Annotated in this window: 12 protein-coding genes; 10 read left to right on the plus strand and 2 right to left on the minus strand. The window is 70.6% G+C overall.

The genetic code is table 11. The annotated features are described in order from the left end of the window. Positions 1-28: 28 nt before the first annotated feature. From ABZ717_RS10375 to ABZ717_RS10420, 10 genes are read left to right on the plus strand one after another with little or no spacing between them, the layout of a single operon-like run. Positions 29-703 carry an SAF domain-containing protein gene (locus ABZ717_RS10375; RefSeq protein WP_304073179.1) on the plus strand — a complete coding sequence of 225 codons (675 nt, stop codon included), beginning with the start codon at positions 29-31 and terminating at the stop codon, positions 701-703. Continuing rightward, entirely contained in the window at positions 703-1449 is a 747-nt protein-coding gene (locus ABZ717_RS10380; RefSeq protein WP_358508010.1) for a hypothetical protein, read from the plus strand. Before ABZ717_RS10375 ends, ABZ717_RS10380 begins: the two co-directional genes overlap by 1 nt. Then, positions 1446-2804, plus strand: a complete 1359-nt coding sequence (locus ABZ717_RS10385; RefSeq protein WP_304073174.1) for an ATPase, T2SS/T4P/T4SS family — start codon at positions 1446-1448, stop codon at positions 2802-2804. The genes ABZ717_RS10380 and ABZ717_RS10385 overlap by 4 nt, the downstream gene beginning before the upstream one ends. Next, entirely contained in the window at positions 2801-3649 is an 849-nt protein-coding gene (locus ABZ717_RS10390) for a type II secretion system F family protein (protein WP_358508012.1), read from the plus strand. The genes ABZ717_RS10385 and ABZ717_RS10390 overlap by 4 nt, the downstream gene beginning before the upstream one ends. Beyond that, entirely contained in the window at positions 3646-4539 is an 894-nt protein-coding gene (locus ABZ717_RS10395; protein WP_358508014.1) for a type II secretion system F family protein, read from the plus strand. Before ABZ717_RS10390 ends, ABZ717_RS10395 begins: the two co-directional genes overlap by 4 nt. 22 nt (positions 4540-4561) lie before the next feature. Then, entirely contained in the window at positions 4562-4738 is a 177-nt protein-coding gene (locus ABZ717_RS10400) for a hypothetical protein (RefSeq protein WP_358508015.1), read from the plus strand. 9 nt (positions 4739-4747) lie between these two features. Continuing rightward, positions 4748-5107: a TadE/TadG family type IV pilus assembly protein gene (locus ABZ717_RS10405; protein WP_190318485.1), complete on the plus strand. Its 360-nt coding sequence runs from the start codon at positions 4748-4750 to the stop codon at positions 5105-5107. After that, a complete protein-coding gene (locus ABZ717_RS10410; protein WP_358508017.1) occupies positions 5104-5514 on the plus strand; it encodes a TadE family protein in 411 nt (136 codons plus the stop codon). Before ABZ717_RS10405 ends, ABZ717_RS10410 begins: the two co-directional genes overlap by 4 nt. Continuing rightward, the gene (locus ABZ717_RS10415; RefSeq protein WP_358508019.1) at positions 5511-5921 is read left to right on the plus strand and encodes a pilus assembly protein TadG-related protein; all 411 of its coding nucleotides are present in this window, start codon (positions 5511-5513) and stop codon (positions 5919-5921) included. The genes ABZ717_RS10410 and ABZ717_RS10415 overlap by 4 nt, the downstream gene beginning before the upstream one ends. A 16-nt stretch (positions 5922-5937) precedes the next feature. Further along, positions 5938-8655 (plus strand): OmpA family protein, encoded by a 2718-nt coding sequence (locus tag ABZ717_RS10420; protein WP_358508020.1) that lies wholly within the window; start codon positions 5938-5940, stop codon positions 8653-8655. 83 nt (positions 8656-8738) lie between these two features. Here the strand turns inward: ABZ717_RS10420 and ABZ717_RS10425 are convergent, their stop codons facing one another. Next, positions 8739-9089 carry a hypothetical protein gene (locus ABZ717_RS10425; protein ID WP_358508022.1) on the minus strand — a complete coding sequence of 117 codons (351 nt, stop codon included), beginning with the start codon at positions 9087-9089 and terminating at the stop codon, positions 8739-8741. Positions 9090-9221: 132 nt separating this feature from the next. Then, positions 9222-19649 carry a hypothetical protein gene (locus ABZ717_RS10430; RefSeq protein WP_358508023.1) on the minus strand — a complete coding sequence of 3476 codons (10428 nt, stop codon included), beginning with the start codon at positions 19647-19649 and terminating at the stop codon, positions 9222-9224. Positions 19650-19855: the final 206 nt, after the last annotated feature.

The raw sequence follows: 19855 nt of genomic DNA on the forward strand, positions 1-19855 counted from the left end.
GGTAACACCGAGAAGAACTGAGACAGACGTGGTCGAGACGACGACGGCCCCGCCCCTCCGGGCGGGGCGCCCCGCGCAACAACCCCCCACCGTACGGCTCTCCGGCGGAGGCCCCAAGCGCTGGCGCTGGCTGGTCCTGGCGCTGACCCTGACGACGGCGGGCGCGCTCGGCGGGGTCCTCGCCCTGGAACGCCTCGACGACCGGACCGGGGTCGTGGTCGCCGACGAGGATCTGTCCGCCGGCCACGTCCTCACCCTTTCCGACCTGCGCGTATCCGAGATGACCATCTCCTCCGACATCTCCTTCGTGGACGCCGGACGCATGGAGGAGATCGTCGGGCAGACCCTCACCCTGCCCGTGGTCGAAGGAGGTGTCGTCCCCGAGGCCGGGCTCGGAAGTGACGCGGAGTTCCCCGAGGCCGACCGGGCCCTGGTCGGCGCCACCCTCCAGCCCGGGCGTTTCCCCGCATCCCTGGGCGCGGGCGCCAACGTCTCGGTGATCGTCGGTGGCGGCGAGGAGACCGAGGAGGGCGCACCTCAGGCCTACCTCGCCCTGGTGCGCACCCTCACCCCCGACCCCGGGGTCGAGGGCGCCGTCAACGCCGAACTGCTGGTCTCCTCCGCCGACGCCGCGCGCATCGCCGACGCGGCGGCGGCCGGGCGGATCAGCCTCGTCCAGGTCCACCCGCGCGGAGGGCAATGATGACCCGCACGGTCGCCCTCTTCTCCCTGGGCGGATCCCCGGGCGTGACCAGCGTGGGCATGGCCCTGGCCGGGGCCTGGCCGGGGGAGGAGCCCGGGATCCTGATGGAAGCCGACCCCGCCGGTGGCGCGCTCTCCGTCTGGCGGCGCGTCCCCACCGAACCCGGACTCACCAGTCTCGCCGCCGCCCTACGCCGGGGCAGCGCCGACCTGGAGGAACACACCCAGACCCTGCCCGGCGGCCTGCGGGTCTGCCCGGCGCCGGTGACCGGCGAACCGGCCGAGGGCGCGGTGCGTCTGCTGGGCCGTCAACCGCTGTCGTTCTCCACCATGGCCGCGCCGGTCGTCGTCGTGGACCTGGGGCGCCTGACCACCTCCTCCCCGGCCCACGCCCTCGCCGCGCGGGCCGACCACACCGTGCTCGTGGTCTCCGAAGGGCTCACCGAACTGCGTCGCGCCCGTGAGCACCTGCTCTCGCCGACCTTCCCCGTCCGCGACCTGCGCGTGGTCGTCTCGGGTGGCAGGGGCGGCGTGGGCGAGATCGCGGACGCCCTCGGCCCGGCCGTGTGGGGACGCGTCCCCGCCGATGACCGCTCGGCCCGGTTCCTACGGGGTGAGGGCGACCTCGCCCGTCCTCGGCGCCGCCCCCTGTTCAAGGCGGTCGGCGCCCTGGCGACGGAACTCGACGCCACCGAACCGGAGCAGCCGTCGCCTTCCGTGCCGCGGGCACCGGAGGTGACGGTATGAGCCACCCCGACGACATCGGCGTGTCCGACCTCGATCGTTTCCTCGACCCGGAGGCCGGCCGGAACGAGGCCCGATGGGTCGCCTACGTGTCCGCCGAGACCGCCAGGCGCATCACCGACGAGACACGCGGCGAGGACCCCGACACCCCGGCCGAGCACCGCGCCCGAGCCGACCGGATCATCGCCAACATCCTCGACGAGGAGGCCCGCGCGGCCCTGGCCCGGGGCCGCGCACTGCTGGCCCCCGAGACCGAGTCGGCCATCGCCGCCGCCTCGCTCGCCCAGGTCACCGGGGTGGGACCCCTCCAGCCCCTGCTCGACGACCCCGAGATCGAGAACATCAACATCAACGGTGTGGACGCCTGGGTGCGCCTCGCCGACGGCACCCGACGCCTGCACGCGAACCTGTTCGACGACGTCGAGGACGTCGTGGTCCTGGTCCGCCGACTGGCCGCCGAGTCCGCCAGCGGCGAACGCCGCTTCGACCCGGGCGCGCCCATCCTCGACCTCCAACTCCCGGGCGGCGAGCGCCTCAACGCGGTCATGGCGGTCTCCCGGCAGCCGTCGGTGTCGATCCGCCGGCACCGGCACACGCATTCGTCGCTGCGCCGACTGGAGAAACTCGGCACCCTCGACCCGGCACTGGTCTCCCTGTTCCGGGCCGCCGTCGCCGCGCGCCGCAACATGGTCGTCACCGGGGGCACCGGCGCGGGCAAGACGACACTGCTGCGCGCCCTCGCCTCGGAGATCGAGCCGACCGAACGCCTGGTCACCATCGAGGACGTCTTCGAACTGGGCCTGGACAAGGACCGCGAGGCCCACCCGGACTGCGTGGCGCTGCAGTCCCGCCCCGCCAACATCGAGGGCGTCGGCGAGATCACCATCGCCGACCTGGTCCGCACCGCGCTGCGCATGTCACCCGACCGCGTCATCGTCGGAGAGACGCGGGGCAGCGAGACCGTCCCCCTGCTCAACGCCATGAGCCAGGGCAACGACGGCAGCCTCACCACGCTGCACGCGGCCGGCTCCGCGGGCGCCTTCACCAAACTGGGCGCCTACGCCGCCCAGTCCGCCGAACGTCTGCCATTGGAGGCCACCGCCTCCCTGGTGGCGTCGGCGGTGCACCTGGTCGTGCACGTGTCGGCCCTGCCCACCGGCGAACGCAGGGTCACCAGCGTCCGCGAGGTCGTGGGCGCGGAGGGGCAGAACGTGGTCTCCAACGAGATCTACCGCTACTCCTCGCGCCAGGGCCGCCTGGACGCCGCCCCGCCCAGCCCCGACACCCTCGACGTGCTCGTGGACCACGGCTTCGACCCCCAGACCCTGCTCGCGCGGACGGCGGGGTGGGGCCGGTGAACACGCTCCTGCTCGCCACCGCCGGCGGCGTCGTCGGCCTCGGTGTGTTCCTGCTGTGCTTCTGGGCGGCTCCACTCCTGGCCGAGCGTGCCCGTGACCGCAGACCCCTTCGGCTCCCGCGCCCGGGCAAGGTCGTCTTCGCGGTCGCCGCCGGGGTGGGCGCCTGGTTCCTCACCGGCTGGCCCGTGGCCGGGGTGCTGGCCGCCGCCGGGCTCTGGTGGGCCCCGCGACTCTTCGGTGGCGACGCCGAACACAAGGAACAGGTCGAAGGGGTCGAGGCGGTCGCCGCCTGGACCGAGATGCTCCGCGACCTCATGGCCGGCTCCTCGGGCCTGCACCAGGCGATCGCGGCCACCGCGCCCATCGCCCCCGAACCACTGCGCGAGGCCGTCCACCGGCTCGCCGACGACATGCGCGGCGGCCGTGAACCCCAGGAGGCGCTGCACGTCTTCGCCGAGACCGTGGACAACCCCACCGGTGACCTGGTCGCCTCGGCCCTGTCCATGTCGGCCACCCGCCACGCCACCGACCTGGGCGTCCTGCTCGGAGCGCTGGCCGAGTCCGCCCGCGACCAGGCGGCGATGCTGGTCAAGGTGTCCGCGAGCCGGGCGCGGCTGCGCACCTCATCGCGCATCATCATGGGCGCCACGCTCGGGATGGGGGCGTTCCTGCTCCTGTTCAACCCCGAGTACCTCGCGCCGTTCGACGGGTTCCTCGGCCAGACGGTACTGGCGGGCATCGGTGCCCTGTGGGCCACCGCCGTGGTGTGGATGACGCGGATGTCCCGCTTCTCCCTCGGCCCGCGCGTCCTCGCCCCCGACCCGGCCAAGGAGGCCGCCCTGTGAACCCCGTGACCGCGGCGGCCCTGGCGGGCGCCGCACTGGGCCTGGCGCTGTGGGCGCTGGCGGCGGCCCGCTGGGCCCGGCCGAGCCTGGCCGAACGTCTGAGCGACCCCGAACCGACCCCCGTGGAAAGACCACGTCGACACGAGGACGGGTTCCTCTCCCGAATCGGTCGAGTGGGCGTCCCCCTGCTGCGGGCGGCGGGACTCCCCGGCCCCCGGGCCGTACGGAATCTGCGCGTGTGCGACCGGGCTGCGGGCGGCTACCTCGCGGAGAAGGTGTCCGGGGTCGTGGTGGGCCTGGTCTTCCCCCCGCTGGTCGGCATGCTCCTGGCCTCCTTCGGCGTACTGCCCCCGACCTTCGTCTCCCTGCTGTCGTGGGCCGGCTTCCTCGTGCTCATGTGGTTCGCCCCGGACCTGTCCCTCAACGACGAGGCGACCAAGCGCCGAGAGGAGATGCGCCGCACCCTGTCGGGCTTCGCCGACCTGGTGGTGGTCTCCCTCGCCGGGGGCGCCGGGGTCAGCGGAGCCCTCACCGACGCCTCCGCGCACGGCGGGGGATGGGCGATGACCGCCATTCGCGACGCACTACGGGAAGCGTCCCTCACCCGGACCCCGGCCTGGCGGATCCTGCGCGACCTCGGGGAACGGTACGACACCCCCGAGTTCGCCGAACTGTCGGCGAGCCTGCACCTGGCCGGCGCCGACGGCGCCCGGGTGCGCGGCTCCCTGGCGGCCAAGGCCAAGACCCTGCGCGTGCAGTTCCTCGCCGAGATGGAGGCCACCGCCCAGTCCGCGACCGAACGGATGAGCCTGCCCGTCGTCCTGCTGTTCACCGGGTTCCTGGTCCTGCTGGGATACCCGGCCATGAGCCTCATCCTCTTCCAAACCTGACCCGCTCACCTGGAGAAGCACCATGCAAGACCTGTACGTCCGCATCCTCGCCGCGCTGACCCCGCCCAAGGACGACGGTGGCTACTCGACCGAGACCGTCATCATCACCGCGGTGCTCGTCGGTATCGCCCTCGCCGCGGTCGCTGCCATCGGCAAGGTCGCCACCGAGCAGATCGCCCTCATCGGCGGCGGCGAGTAGGAGCCACCGTTGCGTCAGTACGAAGACGACCGAGGCAGCGCCGAGCTGGCGATCGCCGCCCCCGCGCTCCTGCTCCTGGTGATGCTGGTCGTCCAGGCCGCCCTGTGGACGCACGGCGAACACGTCGCGGCCGACCTCGCGCGGCGCACCGCCGAACAGGCGCGCACCGTGGAAGGGGCCGCGACGGCGGCCCCGGCCGCCGGAACGGTCCTACGGGACGTCGACGTCTCCGTCGATCGCGGCACAGAGGAGGTCAGAGTCACCGTGACCGGTACCGTCCCCAGCCTCGTACCGGGGGCGACCTGGTCTGTGGAACACGTGTCGGTCGCCCCTGTCGAACGCTTCGTCCCCGGAGGTGCCACACCGTGAGGAACCGTGACCGGGGCTCCGCGTCGGTGGAACTCGCCATCGTCACACCCGCCCTGCTGCTCTTCGCGATGCTGATGATCTTCGCCGGGCGCACCGTCGACGCGGGCACCACCGTCGACGAGGTCGCCCACGCCGCCGCCCGAGCGGCCTCCCTGGAACGCACCCCCGGGGAGGCCTCGGCGGTGGCGACCACCATCGCATCCGCGACGCTTCGGGAACAGGGGTTGGCCTGCTCCGACCACGCGACCAACGTCGACCACGGTGGTCTCGCCGCCGGTGGGGCTGTCTCGGTGACCGTGACCTGCACGGTGAGCTTCTCCGACCTGCTCGGGGTCGCCTTCCCCGGCAGCCGCAGCATCGAGGGCGACGCCACCGTCGCTATCGACACCTTCCGGGGGACCCCATGAACACCGCCACGACGCGGGACGACCGCGGCCAGGTGAGCGCCTTCGTCGTGATCATGGCGCTCGCCTTCCTCCTGTGCCTCGGACTCGTCTACGAAGGCGGGGAACTGCTCCAGACCCGCCGCCAGACCGCGACGCTGGCCCAGGAGGCAGCCCGCGTGGGCGCCCAACAACTCGATTGGGAGACCTACCGGGAGGGCGCCGAGGAGGTACCGCTGGACGCCGCCGCGGCGGCCTCGGCGGCCCAGGCCTTCCTCGGCTCCGCCGGAGCCGACGGCACCGTCAACGTCAGCGGCGACACCGTGACCGTGACCTGCGCCTTGCCCTACTCGTTCAGTCTGCTCCCCGCCGGCTCGACCACCGTCGAGACCACGGCCACCGCACGCCCCCACACGCAGTCCACCCCTTGACCCTCGTGAGGCGGAGATGCATCCATTGAGCCGGCTCTGCGCGGTCGCGTTCGCGCTCGCCTTCCTGATCGGCCTTCCCTACGTACTGCTCTGGCACGTGACCTGGCCCGAGCCGCCCGCCTCCTGGGAGGTGGCCCTGGCGCACCTGCGCGGATGGCGGACCCCACCGGGTGTGCTCACCGCCGCGCTGATCACGGCCCTGTGGGCGCTGTGGGGACTGTTCGCGCTGGCGATCATGGCCGAGGCCGTGGCGCGGCTGCGCGGCGTCACCCTGCGCCTGCGCCCGCTCGGCCCACTCCAGGCGATCGCCGCCACGGCCGTCGCGGCCACCGCGGTCACCCCCGCCGTCGCGTTCGCCGACACCGTCGCCCCGGCGGAGCAGAGCGAGGACGAGGACGAGGCACCCGAGGCCGCCCAGGACGACGCCGAACAGGCGCCCGTCGAACGGACCCGCACCGTCAGCGGGTTCGAACTGGGGTCCGCGGAGCTGACCGAACGGATGCGCCAGGACCTGGCGCCCACCGTCGAGATGCTCGGAGACCACTGGGACCCGAACGTTCCCGTCCGGATCACCGGTCACACCGACCCCAGTGGCGACGCCGAACGCAACCAGGAACTGTCCGAGGAACGGGCCCGGGCGCTCGCCGAGCACCTGACGGAGTCCCTGGGCGAGAACGCCCCCGACACCGAGGTCACCGGAAAGGGGTCCGACCAGGAGATCGAGGGACCGGCGCAGACCCAACGTCGAGTCGAGATCGCCTACACCCTGGCACCGACCCCGCCCCCGGCCCCGGCACCCGAATCGCAGGGACAGGGCCAGGCCGCGCAGACAGCGGAGGAAGAGGGCGATCGGCCCGTCGTCACCATGGACAACACCTCCGCCGTCACCGATGAGGACGGACCCCGAGTCGTCGTCGTGGAGATCCCGGACGGCGGCATCGCCGCGACCGTGGCCTTCGCCGGTCTGGCCGGGGGCTACCTGCTGGGTAAGCGGGGCTCCTTCGTCCCGAGGATGGCGCTCAGCCTGCCCCGGCCGCGGCTGCGCGCCGGCCGCCCGCGTCGCCTGGCGCTTCCGGCCCCGCCCGAGCGCCCCGAGCCCACCGACGAGATCCACGAGCGCGTGACCCTGGAACTGGACCACGTCCCCGGCCTGGGCCTCATCGGCAAGGGCGCCGACGCAGCGGTCCGCCGCCTCATCGTCAACGCCCTGGACCCGACCGAACCCCTCGCCGTGCGCGTCCTGATCACCGAGCCCGAGGCGACCCGGTTGCTCGGCGAGGCCGGCCGGGACCTGCTGCGCGATCGGCCGTGCGAGCCGGTCACCATGGTGCCCACGATGGAGGACGCGTTGGCGTTCCTTGCCTCGGAGCTGCACGCCATGGACACGCGGGAGCGGGCACCCCTCGCCCTGATCGCCTCCCCCGACCCCCGACACGAGCACGCTCTGTCCGGATTGTTGCTGCACGGACAGCACCGTGGCGTCACCGCGGTCATCCTGGGCAGCTGGCCACTGGGCGGCAACTGCGTGGTCGACGCCGACGGGCTGATCTCGCAGACCAGCCAGCCGCTCTCCACCCTGTTCCACTGTTCCTGGGCGGGATCGACCTCGGAGAAGGTCCGCGAGGCCGTCGTCACCTACCACGAGGCGGACCACGCGCTGTCGGAGCGGACGGAACGACCGTCCTCACGCCGTGACACCGAGGCGTGGGAGGCGGAACGTGACCGTCCGGTGCTCGTCGCCGAGGACTGGGCCGATGACGACGCGTTCACGCCGGTGGGTGATGACGCCGTTTGGGAGCGGCTCACCCGGGCCTGGGACGAGGACCCCGATTCGTTCGCCGCCGATGACGATGCCGACGCCGCTGAGGAAGCCGTCGAGATCGATCGTGACGTCGAGGACGGGCAGCGGAGCGCTCCCGATGACGGTGCCGCCATCGGTGCCGCCTTCGGTGCCCTCCAGGACGGGGACGTCGGCGCCCACAGGGTGGCCACGGTCGACGACCACGACGACTCCTGGTGGGACGAGACCCCGGTGTCCGCGGCCGCCGAGACCGAGCAGACGGGGAAGGCCGAGCAGACGGGGAAGGCCGAGGAGCGGGACGCAGAGGAACACGGCGACCCGGACCAACCCGAGAACCCGCGGACCCTCGCACCGGAACGGGACACCGACGCCACCTCCGTGCCCGACACCGAGGGTGGGGATCAGACCGTCGTCCCCACCACGGAGGACCCCTTCGCCGCCCTGACCGGGGACGCTCCCGAACGCGAGGTCGCCAAGGTCGAGCCCCTCACCGAAGACCCGCCCGGTCCCACCGGCGAAGCCACCCGTGCGGACGCGGGAATCGCCGATCACGTGGCCGTTCCGACCAAGGACTCCACCCGTTGGGAGGAGGCGCCCACCCCGAAGGCCCGGGAGGACAAGGAGGTCCGCTTCGAGCGCGTACCCGGACGCAAGGCCGGACGGGTCCGTGTCGTCCGGGTGGATCGGCCGACGTCTCCGGAACCGGTGGAGCGATCGGCCCGCGGACCCGTGCGTCCCCGCGCGACCCGGCAACCCCTCCAGGACACCGGTGCGGCCCGGCCGGCCTCGCAGCAGGCCCGCGTCACCGTCGCCGCACCGGCCCTGCCCGGACATGTGGCCGATGACCAGACCGCGCTCTCCGACCGCCCCCAACCGGCCAAACCGCGCAAGGCGGGCCGAGGGAGAACGTCGCGGCCTCGAACGGAGGACTGAGTACGGGCCACCGGACCCCGCCCGATGACGTGAGTGGTCCCCGCTCCCGCGTGGGACCACTCACGTGACTCGTTCACGCCGCGTCAGCGTCGGCCACCGCCGGAACCCGTGGAGACGCCCAGGTCGTTGCTCACGTCGATGGCGCCCTCCTCGGAGACCTGGTAGTTACGGGCCGAGCGCAGCACCTGGTCGGCGGTGCGGTCGAAGGCGATGACCAGCGTCTCACCGAGCTTGTCCAGCATCTCCACCTGGGGCAGCAGGTTCTTTTCGAGCGAGTCCGCGATCTCGTCGCCGGGCTCCCAGATCGTGCTCACGTCGCCACGGTCCGAGGCGAGGTAGGAGAACGCCTGCCGGATGATCTCCCCCGGTTCGCGCAGGGCCTCTCCGGCTCGGGCCATCTCCTCCGGGTGCACTGTCAGGTTGTCGTTCGCCATCATCGTCCCCTGCCGTGTGTGGGGCCGTCCCCGCGGGGGTCGGCACGTCCGTGCTTCCCCCACGTTCTAGCGGCGGGCGGTGAAGGGAACGTGTGGGCCCGTTGACGGCCGGATGTACACGAGGGACACTCGTCAGCCGTTCGGGGGGACGTTCAGGGCGCCGTGGAACTCGGCGTTCAGCTCCTCCTGCCGGGATGGCCGATCCTCGCCGGTCGTTTCGGGTTCCTCGGCGGTGGGGACGGTCTCCGTCTCCCCGCCCTCGGTGGCGGTGGGGACGCCGGGGGTGTGCGGCGGGGGGACGACCGGTGCGTGGGGGTGCTCCTGGTGGGCGGCCGGTTCCGTCTGGACGGGGAAGCGAGGAACCCCGTCGGAATCTCGTTGACCCGGGGGACGCGCGGGCGCGGGGGAGGACGCCGTCTCGTGTGCGGTTGATTCCCGGGCCCGCCCATCGGATGTTCTCGGCGTTCGGGTGTCCTTCGCCGTGGGGGCGTTCCGTGCCGGGTCGGTCGCTCGGGTGATGGTGTCGATGTCGTCGTTGGCGTATGGGGCTCTTGACGCCGGTGCGTCGATGGGTGTGTCGGCGGGTGTGGGGTGTGGGGGCATGTCGTAGAGGCCGGCGACCGGGACGCGGTCGGGTTCGGTGTGCCTGGTTTGTCGGTGATCGGTGGTGGGCGCGCTGTCGGTCGTCGCCCGCGACCCGGTGTTCTCCGCTGCCGGACCGGGAGCGGTCGGTGGGGTGCGTGGCGCGGCGCTGTCGGTATTGACGTCGACGTCGACGTCGGGGGAGGGTCCCCTCGGTGCGGGTGCGCTGTGGGACGTTTCCCCCGTACCGGTGGTCTGAGTCGGAGGGGTGCCCCTCGTCGCCGGCGCGGGTTGAGACGCTCGCAGGTCGCGCAATGCGTCGACCAGAGCCCGCATCGCGGAGTTACGGGCCGTGTTCGTTCTGCCGAATTCTTCCTCCAGCCTCTGGTATTCGTTCTGGTGATGCCTCCGGCGGGAATTGTCACGGACCTCGGGGGCATCGAACCGGCCGACGAAGGAGAAGAGTTTCCCACGCGCCTTGAAGTAGGCCGCGTCCGCATCACTGAATCGCTTCTCCGCTTGCGCGTACCTCTTGATCTGCGGGGACTCGGTCGTCAGACCCCAAGCCCGCGCCTGATCGGCGTCGACCCAGCGCAGTATCGAGGCCTCGGCATGCCCTCCACGGGCAGTGGCCGTGCCTTCCTCGCCTTCGGCCCAAATGGCCCACACGGCCGGCACACGGACGAGGAACATGCGTTTGGTCCCCGGGCCGCTCGCCTCGGCCCCGTGCCGTTGCCCGGTGGATTTTCCGCCACGAGCACCGCTCAAGTCCGCGGACTCGGATTGCAAGTTCTCACGTATACGGTCCGCCGACTGTCCGCTCTGCGTTGCTTCGATGCCGAGACCGGCGTTTTTCGCCATCTGTTCCGTCGTGCCCTGCGATTGCCGCCCACCCTCTTGATCCGAGTCACGGGACCGGCTCTCGTTGCTCACCCCTTCGATCCTGGCGGACCCGGTGTCGATCAGGGTCCGCACCTTGACCACGGACTTCTCGAACTCGGCCAGCACGGTGGGCTCGTGCGTCGCGTCGGGGGTCAACGCCTGAAGGAGTAGTTCGTCCTTGCGTGCGGTGATCCCCGCCGCCCGGTCGATGTCCGAGAACCTGCGATCCAGGTATCGGGTGGCCGACGCGACGTTGGAGACCTCGGTATCGGCGCGCTCGTTCGGTTTCGTCCACCCATGGAGCAGCGCGGTGTTGACCACGGCGGCGTCGAGAAGCGACTTAGCCTCGCCCTGGATCGCGACGGGGATCGCGTCGAGGCCGCCATCACCATCCTGGAAGCCGGTTCCGTCCTGGCCTCTGTTGTTCCTCGACCAGGTGTCGACGTCGAAGGGGGTCTCCTGTGGTCGGTACGACGGCGCGGGGACAGGAGCATCCCCCGTGGCCCTCGTCTCCAGGTAGGGCAGAGGGTAGACGCTCTCCTGCCGGAGGTCGTCGACCTGTTCGGTGTAGGCACGATCGCCGATGGTCAACGTCGCGGCCACGGTGGTCGGGGTGGTGACCGTGGCGTAGGGGGAGAAGAGCACACGTTCCTGTGTCAGCTCGCGCGCGAAGCCCTGGGAATCCGACTGCTCGGTGCGCGACTGCTGCCGGAACGCGGGGGTGCCGCCCGCACTGATGGCTCCGGTGTCCCGCCCGGTCGCCGGGTCGTGCTCGTTTCCGATCGGTCCGAGCAGACCGAACGCTCCGCCGGTGCCATTGCCGCGGATTTTGGTGTTGGTCTGGGTATCACCGGTCGATGTGATGTTGCGGTCGACGTACTCGATCAGCCCGCCGAGATGGTCGACGTTGGAAGGGCCGCGCTGGACATCGAAGTTGAGCGTCGCGGTGCGGGAATGGTTGTGGAACCGTGGTCCGATGGGTTTCACCCGCACCTCCAGCCCTATTCGGTTACCGCTGACATGCCTGTTCAACGCCTTGATGACGTCCTCGCGGGAATTGACGGTCAACTCCCACCCGTCCGACCGTATTCGCTGATTCAGCCGGTCGAGCAGGGAATCCACCTGAAGGGGACGCGAGTCGAGCCCCTTCCCCATCAGGTCCGGCTTGGTGACGAGATCGGCCGGCGGCGCCGTGGGCGGCGGCCGCGTACCGAGCTCGAACGTCCCGTCGGGCCGCCAGGTGATGGCGTCGTGGACGAGCCCTCGCGCGAACACCCACAGCTCGGGGACCATCACCTTCTGGGCGTCCCGCACCGGCACCTGCCAACCCGTGTGCCGATGCTCCCCAGGGGACCGCGGGAAGGTGACGATGAAGTCGATGTCCTGCTTGTGCTCGGTCGCCTGGAGGATCACGCCGCCCGTGATGAACTCGAAGGAGGCACCGGTGAACTTGACCTCCCGACGGTTCCGGTACGACACCGAGGACGATTCCCCCTCTGCGTGCCCGTGGAAGGTGTGCCGCGTTTCCAGCCCGGGTTGGACGATGGGATAGTCGTTTCCGCGCTGGGCCTGGCCGGGGGTCTCGGCCGTTTCCTGGAAGTTGAAGACACCCCGGGCCGCGATCGAGATCGTCGTCGTGTTCTCGTGGGAGAGCCCCGATCCGAAGGAGACCTCCCGCGTCTGGTTGGATTCCAACGTGGCGGACCCACGCAGGGCGGCCGACGCGACGTAGGTGGGCACGTACCAGGTCACGGTGGTCGGCCTGGTGCGTTGCCATGCGAGGCCGTCGTCGAGCTGGGTCCGGAAGCGGTCGCCCGTCCCGCGTAGGAAGCCGGGGGAGGCCGCCAGTGTCTGCGAGGAGACATGGGCGGCGACGATGGCCGTGCTGCCGTCCCGCGAGTCGACCGACCGCGAGAACGACCAGTGGTCATGGTCCATGGCCTCGAAGGTGAGGGACGCCACGGTGATGACGTTTCCGTCGCGGTGGAAGAGGGCGGAGTCGAAGGCCTGGACCGTGCCGAACGTATCCGCCAGCAGTCGCGCCAGTGGGGTGCGTTGGATGGCCAGGGGCTCAGGGGCGCCATCGTCCCGCTGAGGGGGTCGGACCGCCGTGTCGTTCCCGTTGTTCCGCCGACCGCTCCCCTCCTGCTGTCCTGCCGGGGGCTCGGTGTCCCGGGGGGTGTTCGTGGTGGTCGTGGTCCCGTCGGTCGTTCGTGGTGGGTTCCGGCTCTCGGTGCGCGGCGTGGCCTCCTCGGGCTCGGCCTCCTCCACCACCGTCTCCAACCCGTACTGGGTGGGAGGGAGGACACGCGTGGACGGTGGGGCGGTGTTCACGAAGCCCTCGGGTCCCTGCCCGAAGAGGCGGTGCGCCTCGGCCGGGGGGAGGCTTCGGGGTGGTGTCCCATGCGTGGTCGGCGGGCTGTCGAGCGGAACACGGCGCCCCACCCGGGGCGCGTGCAACTCGACCTGGGCCCGGGGCCGCGATACGGCGGTGCCGGGGTCACCGAAGATCTCGCGCCCCATACGGGGGTCGGCCACCCTCTCGGCCCGTGAAGAGCGCGGAACCAGCCCATCCCTGGGGCCGATCCACGCCGAGAACTCCGCGTTCGCGAAAAGACGGCGACTACCGCTCTTGTCCTTGACGTTGGTCTCGGTGGCCGACGAGATACCGTGTTCGCTCCGCTTCGAATGACGGAAATCAGAGGCCAATCGGATGGTCGGGCCGCCCGATTGGGAAGGGTGACCGAAGGTGTCCAGGCCCTGGTGGACACTGCGCACATTGACGCCGACCCTCCCCTCATTGGTGAGCGAGGTGAACTTGCCCGCCCGTCGGCTCAGACTCGACGACGAACCGGTGGTGGTGCCCGTGTGCGAGGTATCGAGGGCCGTGGCCTCGGAGTAGCCGTTGAACCTGACGCGGGGCCACACGGAGATGTGGTCGGGGACGAACACACGGCGCTCCCTGAACTCGTTGCGCCAAGGGAGTTTCTTCGTCTCGACCAGCTTGACCTCGAACCGCCCCGACAACCAGGCGTTCGGGTCGGAGTGGAAGGACGCGGCGTTCACCTTGGCCAGAAAGTTCTCGGTGTTCTCTCGGGCCTGGCTCTTGTTGCGCCGGTGGCGCCAACCCGCGTGGGAGGTCTCGGGTTTCGGTGTGCCCGGGATGGCCAGGTGCGGCAGGACCAGGCCCGGGTACTCCTGGTCGATCTCGGTGAGGAGCCGGTGAGCGAAGTCCCGGAAGAAGGGGCGTGCAGGATCCCCGGCGTCGCCGCCATTGGGATAGGTCACGTCCCGGACCAAGGCGCCGCCCAGGTGGGTCGTACCCCCGGCTCGGTCCAGGAACGGGTCCTCCGTCTCGGGGATCCTATTCGTGTTCGGTCTGCCCTCGTCGATCCGGCGGACGTCGTCCGCGGTGAGGGCCTCGACCGTGGAGAAGTCGAACAGTGTGGGAGAGGTGTCGTTCTCCATCCACACGGCGATCGTGCGCCGTACCTTGTACACGGCCGTGTCCGTGCTGTGGAACAGGTGCGCGTCCCAGACATCGTCCGATCGGTCCCGGCCGCGTGTCCACACCTTCTGGAAGCGCTCTCGGAAGGCGGGCATCTCCAATCGGACCATGTCACCGGGAAGCCGGGAGATGACACCGGCGGAGAACTCCACGGAGAAGCCCTTGAAGCGGTTGGCGATCAGGCCGGCGCTGCGGGTGAGACGATCGGTCAGCTTGATGTTGAACTTGTTGGGGACGTCGGGGATACGTTCCATGGAGACCGGCAGGGACCGGAACGTGATCGTCTCTGTCCCACCCTCGGCGTCGGGCACGCTCACGGTGCGGGGCTCGCTCGTCATGGTGGGCAGCTGGGGCATGATGACGTCGTCGGAGAACACCGTGAGCACGCCGAATCGGTTCAGCTCGCGGTGTTGTTCCCGCGATCCGGTCTTGCGCTGGGTCACCACGGACGGGGTCTCGCCGTTCCCATGGGTGCGGTGGAGCACCTTGCGGGTCCTGGGAGGGGTGGCGGAGGAATCGAACCCGAGCCGGTCGGCGATCCAGTCGTTCATCGAGGTGGGCGCGGTGTCCGCTTCCGGCCTGGACGTGTCGCCCCGGGTGGGGCGGCGGGTGAGGGAGTCGATCGAGATGGGGTGAGAGTGGGCCAGGAAGCCGCCGTTCCGTCGAAGCTCCCTGTTGGTTCCGGTGTCGTTCGTCGTGGTCTCGGCACCCTCGGTGTGCGGTGCCACGGGCGGTGCCCACGGGTTCGCGAACTCGATGAACGTCGGAAGGTCGTCCGGTGGCTTCAAACCGCCCATCACGACCAGCCGTACCCCCTGTGGAATGGGGGTCGGCTCCAGCACCCTCGGCCCGTTCGCTTGGTTCCCTTCGATCCCCTCGGTCGTGGCGATCGTGGTCGTCGCGGGAGCCGGGTTCCCAGAGGTGTCCTGTTCGGTCCCATCGTCTCCTTCGGTGGGGATGACCGGTGGTGGGTTCGACAGGGTCCCCAGTTCGATTCCGTCGACGCCCTCGGTGGCTGTCGTGGTCGGTGGTGGGTCGCCCGAGGTCTCCGGCCCTGTTGCACCATCCGACCCGGGTGTGCTCGCCACCGGGTCCGGATCTCCCTCGACCCGCCACGTGACCGTCAGGTCGCTGGTGTAGGGCTGCCCCTCGCCGGTCATCTCCGTGCTCAACTGCTGGGTGTGGTTGGTGGCGCCGGACTGCTGTTGAACAGACGAGCCCCGGTAGCCCGACACCTTGCCGCCGAACGAGGGGGCCGGGGCGGCCTCCACGTGGAAGAGGTTGGCGTGGACGCCCACCGCCGGCTGCCGCGTTTTACCGATGAACCCGGATTCGCCCGTCGACGTCTGGGTCTGCTCGTCGTGCAGACCCTTGTAGTTGGCGGTCGGGGCACCCGGTCGAGGTCGTTCGTCTCGACTCCACACGTTTTCGGTGCTCAGACGCAGTGTGTAGGTCCTGCCGTCGGAGGAGGTCTTGCGGACACCCTCGGGGGAGAAGAAACCTCGGGGGTCGGTGGCGAGATGGCCTCGGAAGAAGACGCGGACATCGTCGGGCAGCGGGGACCCCGAGAACGTGGCGAGGACCGCTTCCGGATCGACGCGGACACCGTAGGCCTCGATCCACCGCGACTCGATCAGGTAGTTGAGCCTTGGGCCGTCCGCGCCTCCGGTACGGGAGGGGTCCGCGACCGCCGGCGGCCCCACCGGAGGCGTTACCTGGGGGACGGTGTTCTCGGGCGCTTCGGGCGCTTCGGGCGCTTCGGGCGTGATCGGGAGTGGGGGACCATCGGTCTCGGAGTCGGTTTCCTCGGTCGCACGGCCTTTGCCCTTGGGTTCTCGGATGACGGGTTCCGCCGACTCGGATTCCTCTGTCCCGGATTCCTCGGCGGGGTCGGCCGGGGGGTCGGGGTCGGGCGTCCTGGTCTCGGGCTCCTTTCCCTTGGGTTCCCTGGTTCGGGTTTCCGGGGTCGGAGGTTGCTCTGTCCGAGCGGTCTCGGGTTCCGTGGCCGGAGGGGTCTGCGGTCGTGATTCCTCGGGGTCGGGCGCTCTGGCCTCGGGTTCCTTTCCTTTGGGTTCCCTGGTGCGGGGTTCCCGGGTCTCGGGTCCCCCGGTCGAAGAGCCCTCTGCCCCGGAGACCTCGGATTCCGCCACCGGTGGGACGCTCGTACCGGGAGTCTCCTCGACCACGGGATCCGTCGGTGGGAGCGGTTCCTGCGCACGGTCGTCCGAGTTCCGGAGCGGATCACGGTCGCGGACCGGATTCGATGGACGTGGGGAACCCGTCTCGGAGCCATTCTTGCGGTGAGGGGACGCGACCGGTGGGGGAGTACCCACGGCGTGGATGTCGGACGCGGACGATTCGGCGGGTTCATCCGAGCGAGGTGGGGCGCCATCGCCGACCGGTGCCTTCACATCATCGTCGTCCAGGCCCTCTCCCCGATGGGGCACCGGGGTGTCCTCGCCACCGACGACGTCCCCCTCGACGCCATCGGTCGGAGGTTCTTCCTTCCTCTTTCCCCTGGTCTCCGCAGTGGGATCGGGGGTGGCGGTCTCTTCTTGCCCGATGGGGTCGCCGTCCGGATCGACGGGGGAGGACTCCACGCCCCCCTCATCCTGCTCCTCCCGGATCGGGGTGAGCGGATCGCCGCCCTGCCGGGTGGGCGGTGTGCTCCGGTTCGCCACGTGCCCCTCTGGCCGTTCTCTCCCAAAGGACGGTGGCTCGGCCACGGGTGTGACAGGAGCCGGCGCCGGGGGAACGATCGTGCTCTCCGTTCGCGGCGTGGGCGTCTCGTGCGAGGTGTGCTCCGCCTCTCGTGACGTACCGACCGTCTCCGTGTCGACCGGACCGTCCACCACCTCGGGCGGGTCCGAAGGGGCGGACACGCCCTCGTCCGTCGGCGATTCGAAGCCATCCCTTTGTCCCGCTTCGTACACGCCTTCTCGGGAGGGGCCCGAGCCCGTACCCTCTTGCCGCCCTGACGAAGACGAAGACGCCGGCCCGGTCGCAGGGCCTGAACCGGACGGTTGCGGTACGGGAGCGGCCACCATCGGGGGTGGCACGGGAGCACCCTCGGTACCGCTCTCCTGTAGGTCGCCGTTCAGGGATCGGAAGAACTCCCCGGCGATGCCACCGGCCTCCGACCCGTGGGGTTCGGACCGACCGATCCCTTCGTTCGAAGTTGGAAATTCTCCTTCGGGGTCGGCTTCCGTGAACGTGTCTCGCCTCTCGCCGCCGCGTGATTCGCCTTCGGGCGAGGGTGAGGACGGAGCCTGGGGGGTGTGCTCCTCGAACCCCTCGGGCTCCCCGTGCTCAGGACCCGTGGGCGAAGTGATCGTCTCCGCCTCCGCCTCGGAACGTTCCAGGTCCCCACGAGGTGCCTGCCCGGAGTGCTCCTCGCCGGTCTCCTGCGCGGCGGGCGGTGGCTCCACCACGGTGGTCGGGGGTGCGGGCTCGGCCTCGTGGGTGGGTTCCCCACCCGTGGTGTCGCCTGTGGTGGTGTCGCCGGTGAAGGCATCCTCGTGGCCTGGTTCGGGCGCCGGGGCGGGTTGGGCGTCGGACCGTTCCCGACCGTCCCCGTCGGAGCCGCTCGTGTCGCCGGACCGTGCTGCGGAGTGCTCCCCGCCGCGTCCGACGGGATCGGAACCGGTCCCCGCACGAGGGGCCTCCGCCTCACGCCGGCCGGAGTTCTCGTCCTCCCCCGAACGTGTCTCGGAACCCTGCCCACCCTGGGACGCCTCCCCGCCCCGCGAGGGCTCCGCGTCACCCTGACGCGGTTCTTCCCCGCCCCGGGGGGCACTCTCGCCGCCCTCGGACGCTTCCTCCCCGCTCTCAGACGCCTCTTCCTCAGGCCGGGAGGGTGCCTCACCACCCCGAGACGATTCCTCGCCGCCCGCGCCGTCCTCCCCACCCGGGTGGCCCGACAGGCCGATCGCCGTCGAGTCGTCGCCGCCCCCGCCGTCACTCTCGAAGGACGAGAGGCTCTCTCCGCCGCCTCGCAGACGAGAGGGCCTGAAATCGGGCTCCGGGCCACGGTCGCCGCCCCGCTCCGGGTCGGCCCCCGGCCCCGCACCACCGAACTCCGGTGCCGGTAGGTTGTTCAGGTCACGCAGACCATTGAGGGCGTCGATGCCCTTGAGACCGCCGCTCACGGCCAGATCGTGGACCACCGAGCTGGAGGCCCCGGCGACCGCGGACATGCCCGACGCCTTCCACTCCTGCTCGGGCGAGAACCACAGATTCGTGAGTCCCTCGCCCACGTAACCCTCGAACGCGCCGGAGGCGGCGCCGATGCCCAGGGACATGGCCCGGTCGCGCCAGCGGCTGCCGAAGTCGGCCACGGTGCGGCCGAAGGCCTCCGGCACGTCCCGGGCCAGGTGGTCCCGCGTGCTCTGGGGGAGCGGTGCGGAGCCCAGGACGTCGTCCAGGGAGGACGTCATGCGCGGTGTGTTCCACGTGCGCAGCATCGTCTCGGCGTACTCACGCCCCAGGTTCCGTGCGGCGGCGTCACCGATCGTCTCCCCGAAGTGCTTGGCGAACATGTCGCCGGACCTGTCCACGAACCGCCGGGCGTGGTCCATGCCCACACTCGCGGTGTTGGGCCGTTGGGCCGCGCCGAGGAACTCGTTGGAGTTGCGCGCGAACAGGTTGACCAGGTCGCGATTGAACTCCGGGGTGATGCTTCCGGGCGGCTGTGGGACGTGCCCCGGGGGCCCCTCGGGCCCGTCGCCGGGCTGGTCCCGAGGTGGAGGGGTCGGGGAGGCATCGGGGGTGTCCCGTGGCGTCGGGGTGGCGATCGAGTCGGGGTCCGGCCCCCGTACGGCCGGGCCGGCCGGGGGATCGGGGACGATGTCACGGACGGGTGGTGGGGGCGTCGGCGGATCGGGAAGGTTGTCACCGAAGAGCTTGCCGAGCCGGCCACTGAGGAACAGATCCGCGCCGAACGACAGACCCGCGCTGAGCAGACCTTCGACGAACGCGCCCGCGGCGGCCATTCGGGTGAGCTCCTTGTCCCACTCCTCCCGGTTGCCCTGGTCCATCTGGATCCGCTGGATGAGCAGGTCCATCGTCACGCCGAACATCTGCGCGATGAACAGGTGACTGAGCAGGTTCCACAGCAGTGAGTTGAGGATGCGCCGGATGACCACGCTCTTGATGAACTTGAACACCGGGATCATCTTCAGTGACGCGCCGAAGGTGAACTTGGCCGTCGCGATCGCCCAGGCGATCTCCAACGCCAGTTGGATGAGCTGGCCGATGATCATCCACTTGGCGTACTCGACCTGGTTGGCCGCGTCCTTGGCGTACTGGCGGATCTCCCCGGCCAGCTTGGCGGACTCGCCGACGTAGTCGCGCTCTCCAGCGGTGAACTGGGCCAGGGAGTTCTCGAAGTACTCGGTGGTGCGGCTGTCGAAGGTGCTCTGCACCTTGCGCCGCAGGACCACGATCAAATCGGGAAGCTCGGTGGCGAGGATGTACTCGACGGTCGCGTACGCGTCGGACATGTTCCGCAGACGGTCCTCGTCGACCTTGGGCCACTTGGTCCCGGTGAGCCCGTAGAAGAGATTGGCCAGATCGTCGGGGATCTCCATCCCCATGAGCGCCCTCGCGTCCTACCGCTCCGACTCGGTCAAAGGAACCGGGGGCGCATGGCCCGCCGACGCGATGATCCTAGGGCCACAGGACGCTCGCATCACCGGACCCGAGCGTCCCTTCCCGAACTGTTCGCCGCCCGGTAACCACACCCGCACCGGCCCGTGACCGTCCCAACTCCTGAGGTTCCAGACGTCACAACCCG

The organism is Nocardiopsis sp. NPDC006832 (genome assembly GCF_040635885.1).
Classification (GTDB): Bacteria; Actinomycetota; Actinomycetes; order Streptosporangiales; family Streptosporangiaceae; genus Nocardiopsis.

What these genes read in the sequence shown, in the direction of transcription:
- ABZ717_RS10400 (WP_358508015.1), top strand. Translation starts at nt 4,562, where the DNA reads ATGCAAGACCTGTACGTCCGCATCCTCGCCGCGCTGACCCCGCCCAAG.
- ABZ717_RS10425 (WP_358508022.1), bottom strand. Translation starts at nt 9,089, where the DNA reads ATGGCGAACGACAACCTGACAGTGCACCCGGAGGAGATGGCCCGAGCC.
- ABZ717_RS10420 (WP_358508020.1), top strand. Translation starts at nt 5,938, where the DNA reads ATGCATCCATTGAGCCGGCTCTGCGCGGTCGCGTTCGCGCTCGCCTTC.
- ABZ717_RS10415 (WP_358508019.1), top strand. Translation starts at nt 5,511, where the DNA reads ATGAACACCGCCACGACGCGGGACGACCGCGGCCAGGTGAGCGCCTTC.
- ABZ717_RS10430 (WP_358508023.1), bottom strand. Translation starts at nt 19,649, where the DNA reads ATGGAGATCCCCGACGATCTGGCCAATCTCTTCTACGGGCTCACCGGG.
- ABZ717_RS10385 (WP_304073174.1), top strand. Translation starts at nt 1,446, where the DNA reads ATGAGCCACCCCGACGACATCGGCGTGTCCGACCTCGATCGTTTCCTC.
- ABZ717_RS10380 (WP_358508010.1), top strand. Translation starts at nt 703, where the DNA reads ATGACCCGCACGGTCGCCCTCTTCTCCCTGGGCGGATCCCCGGGCGTG.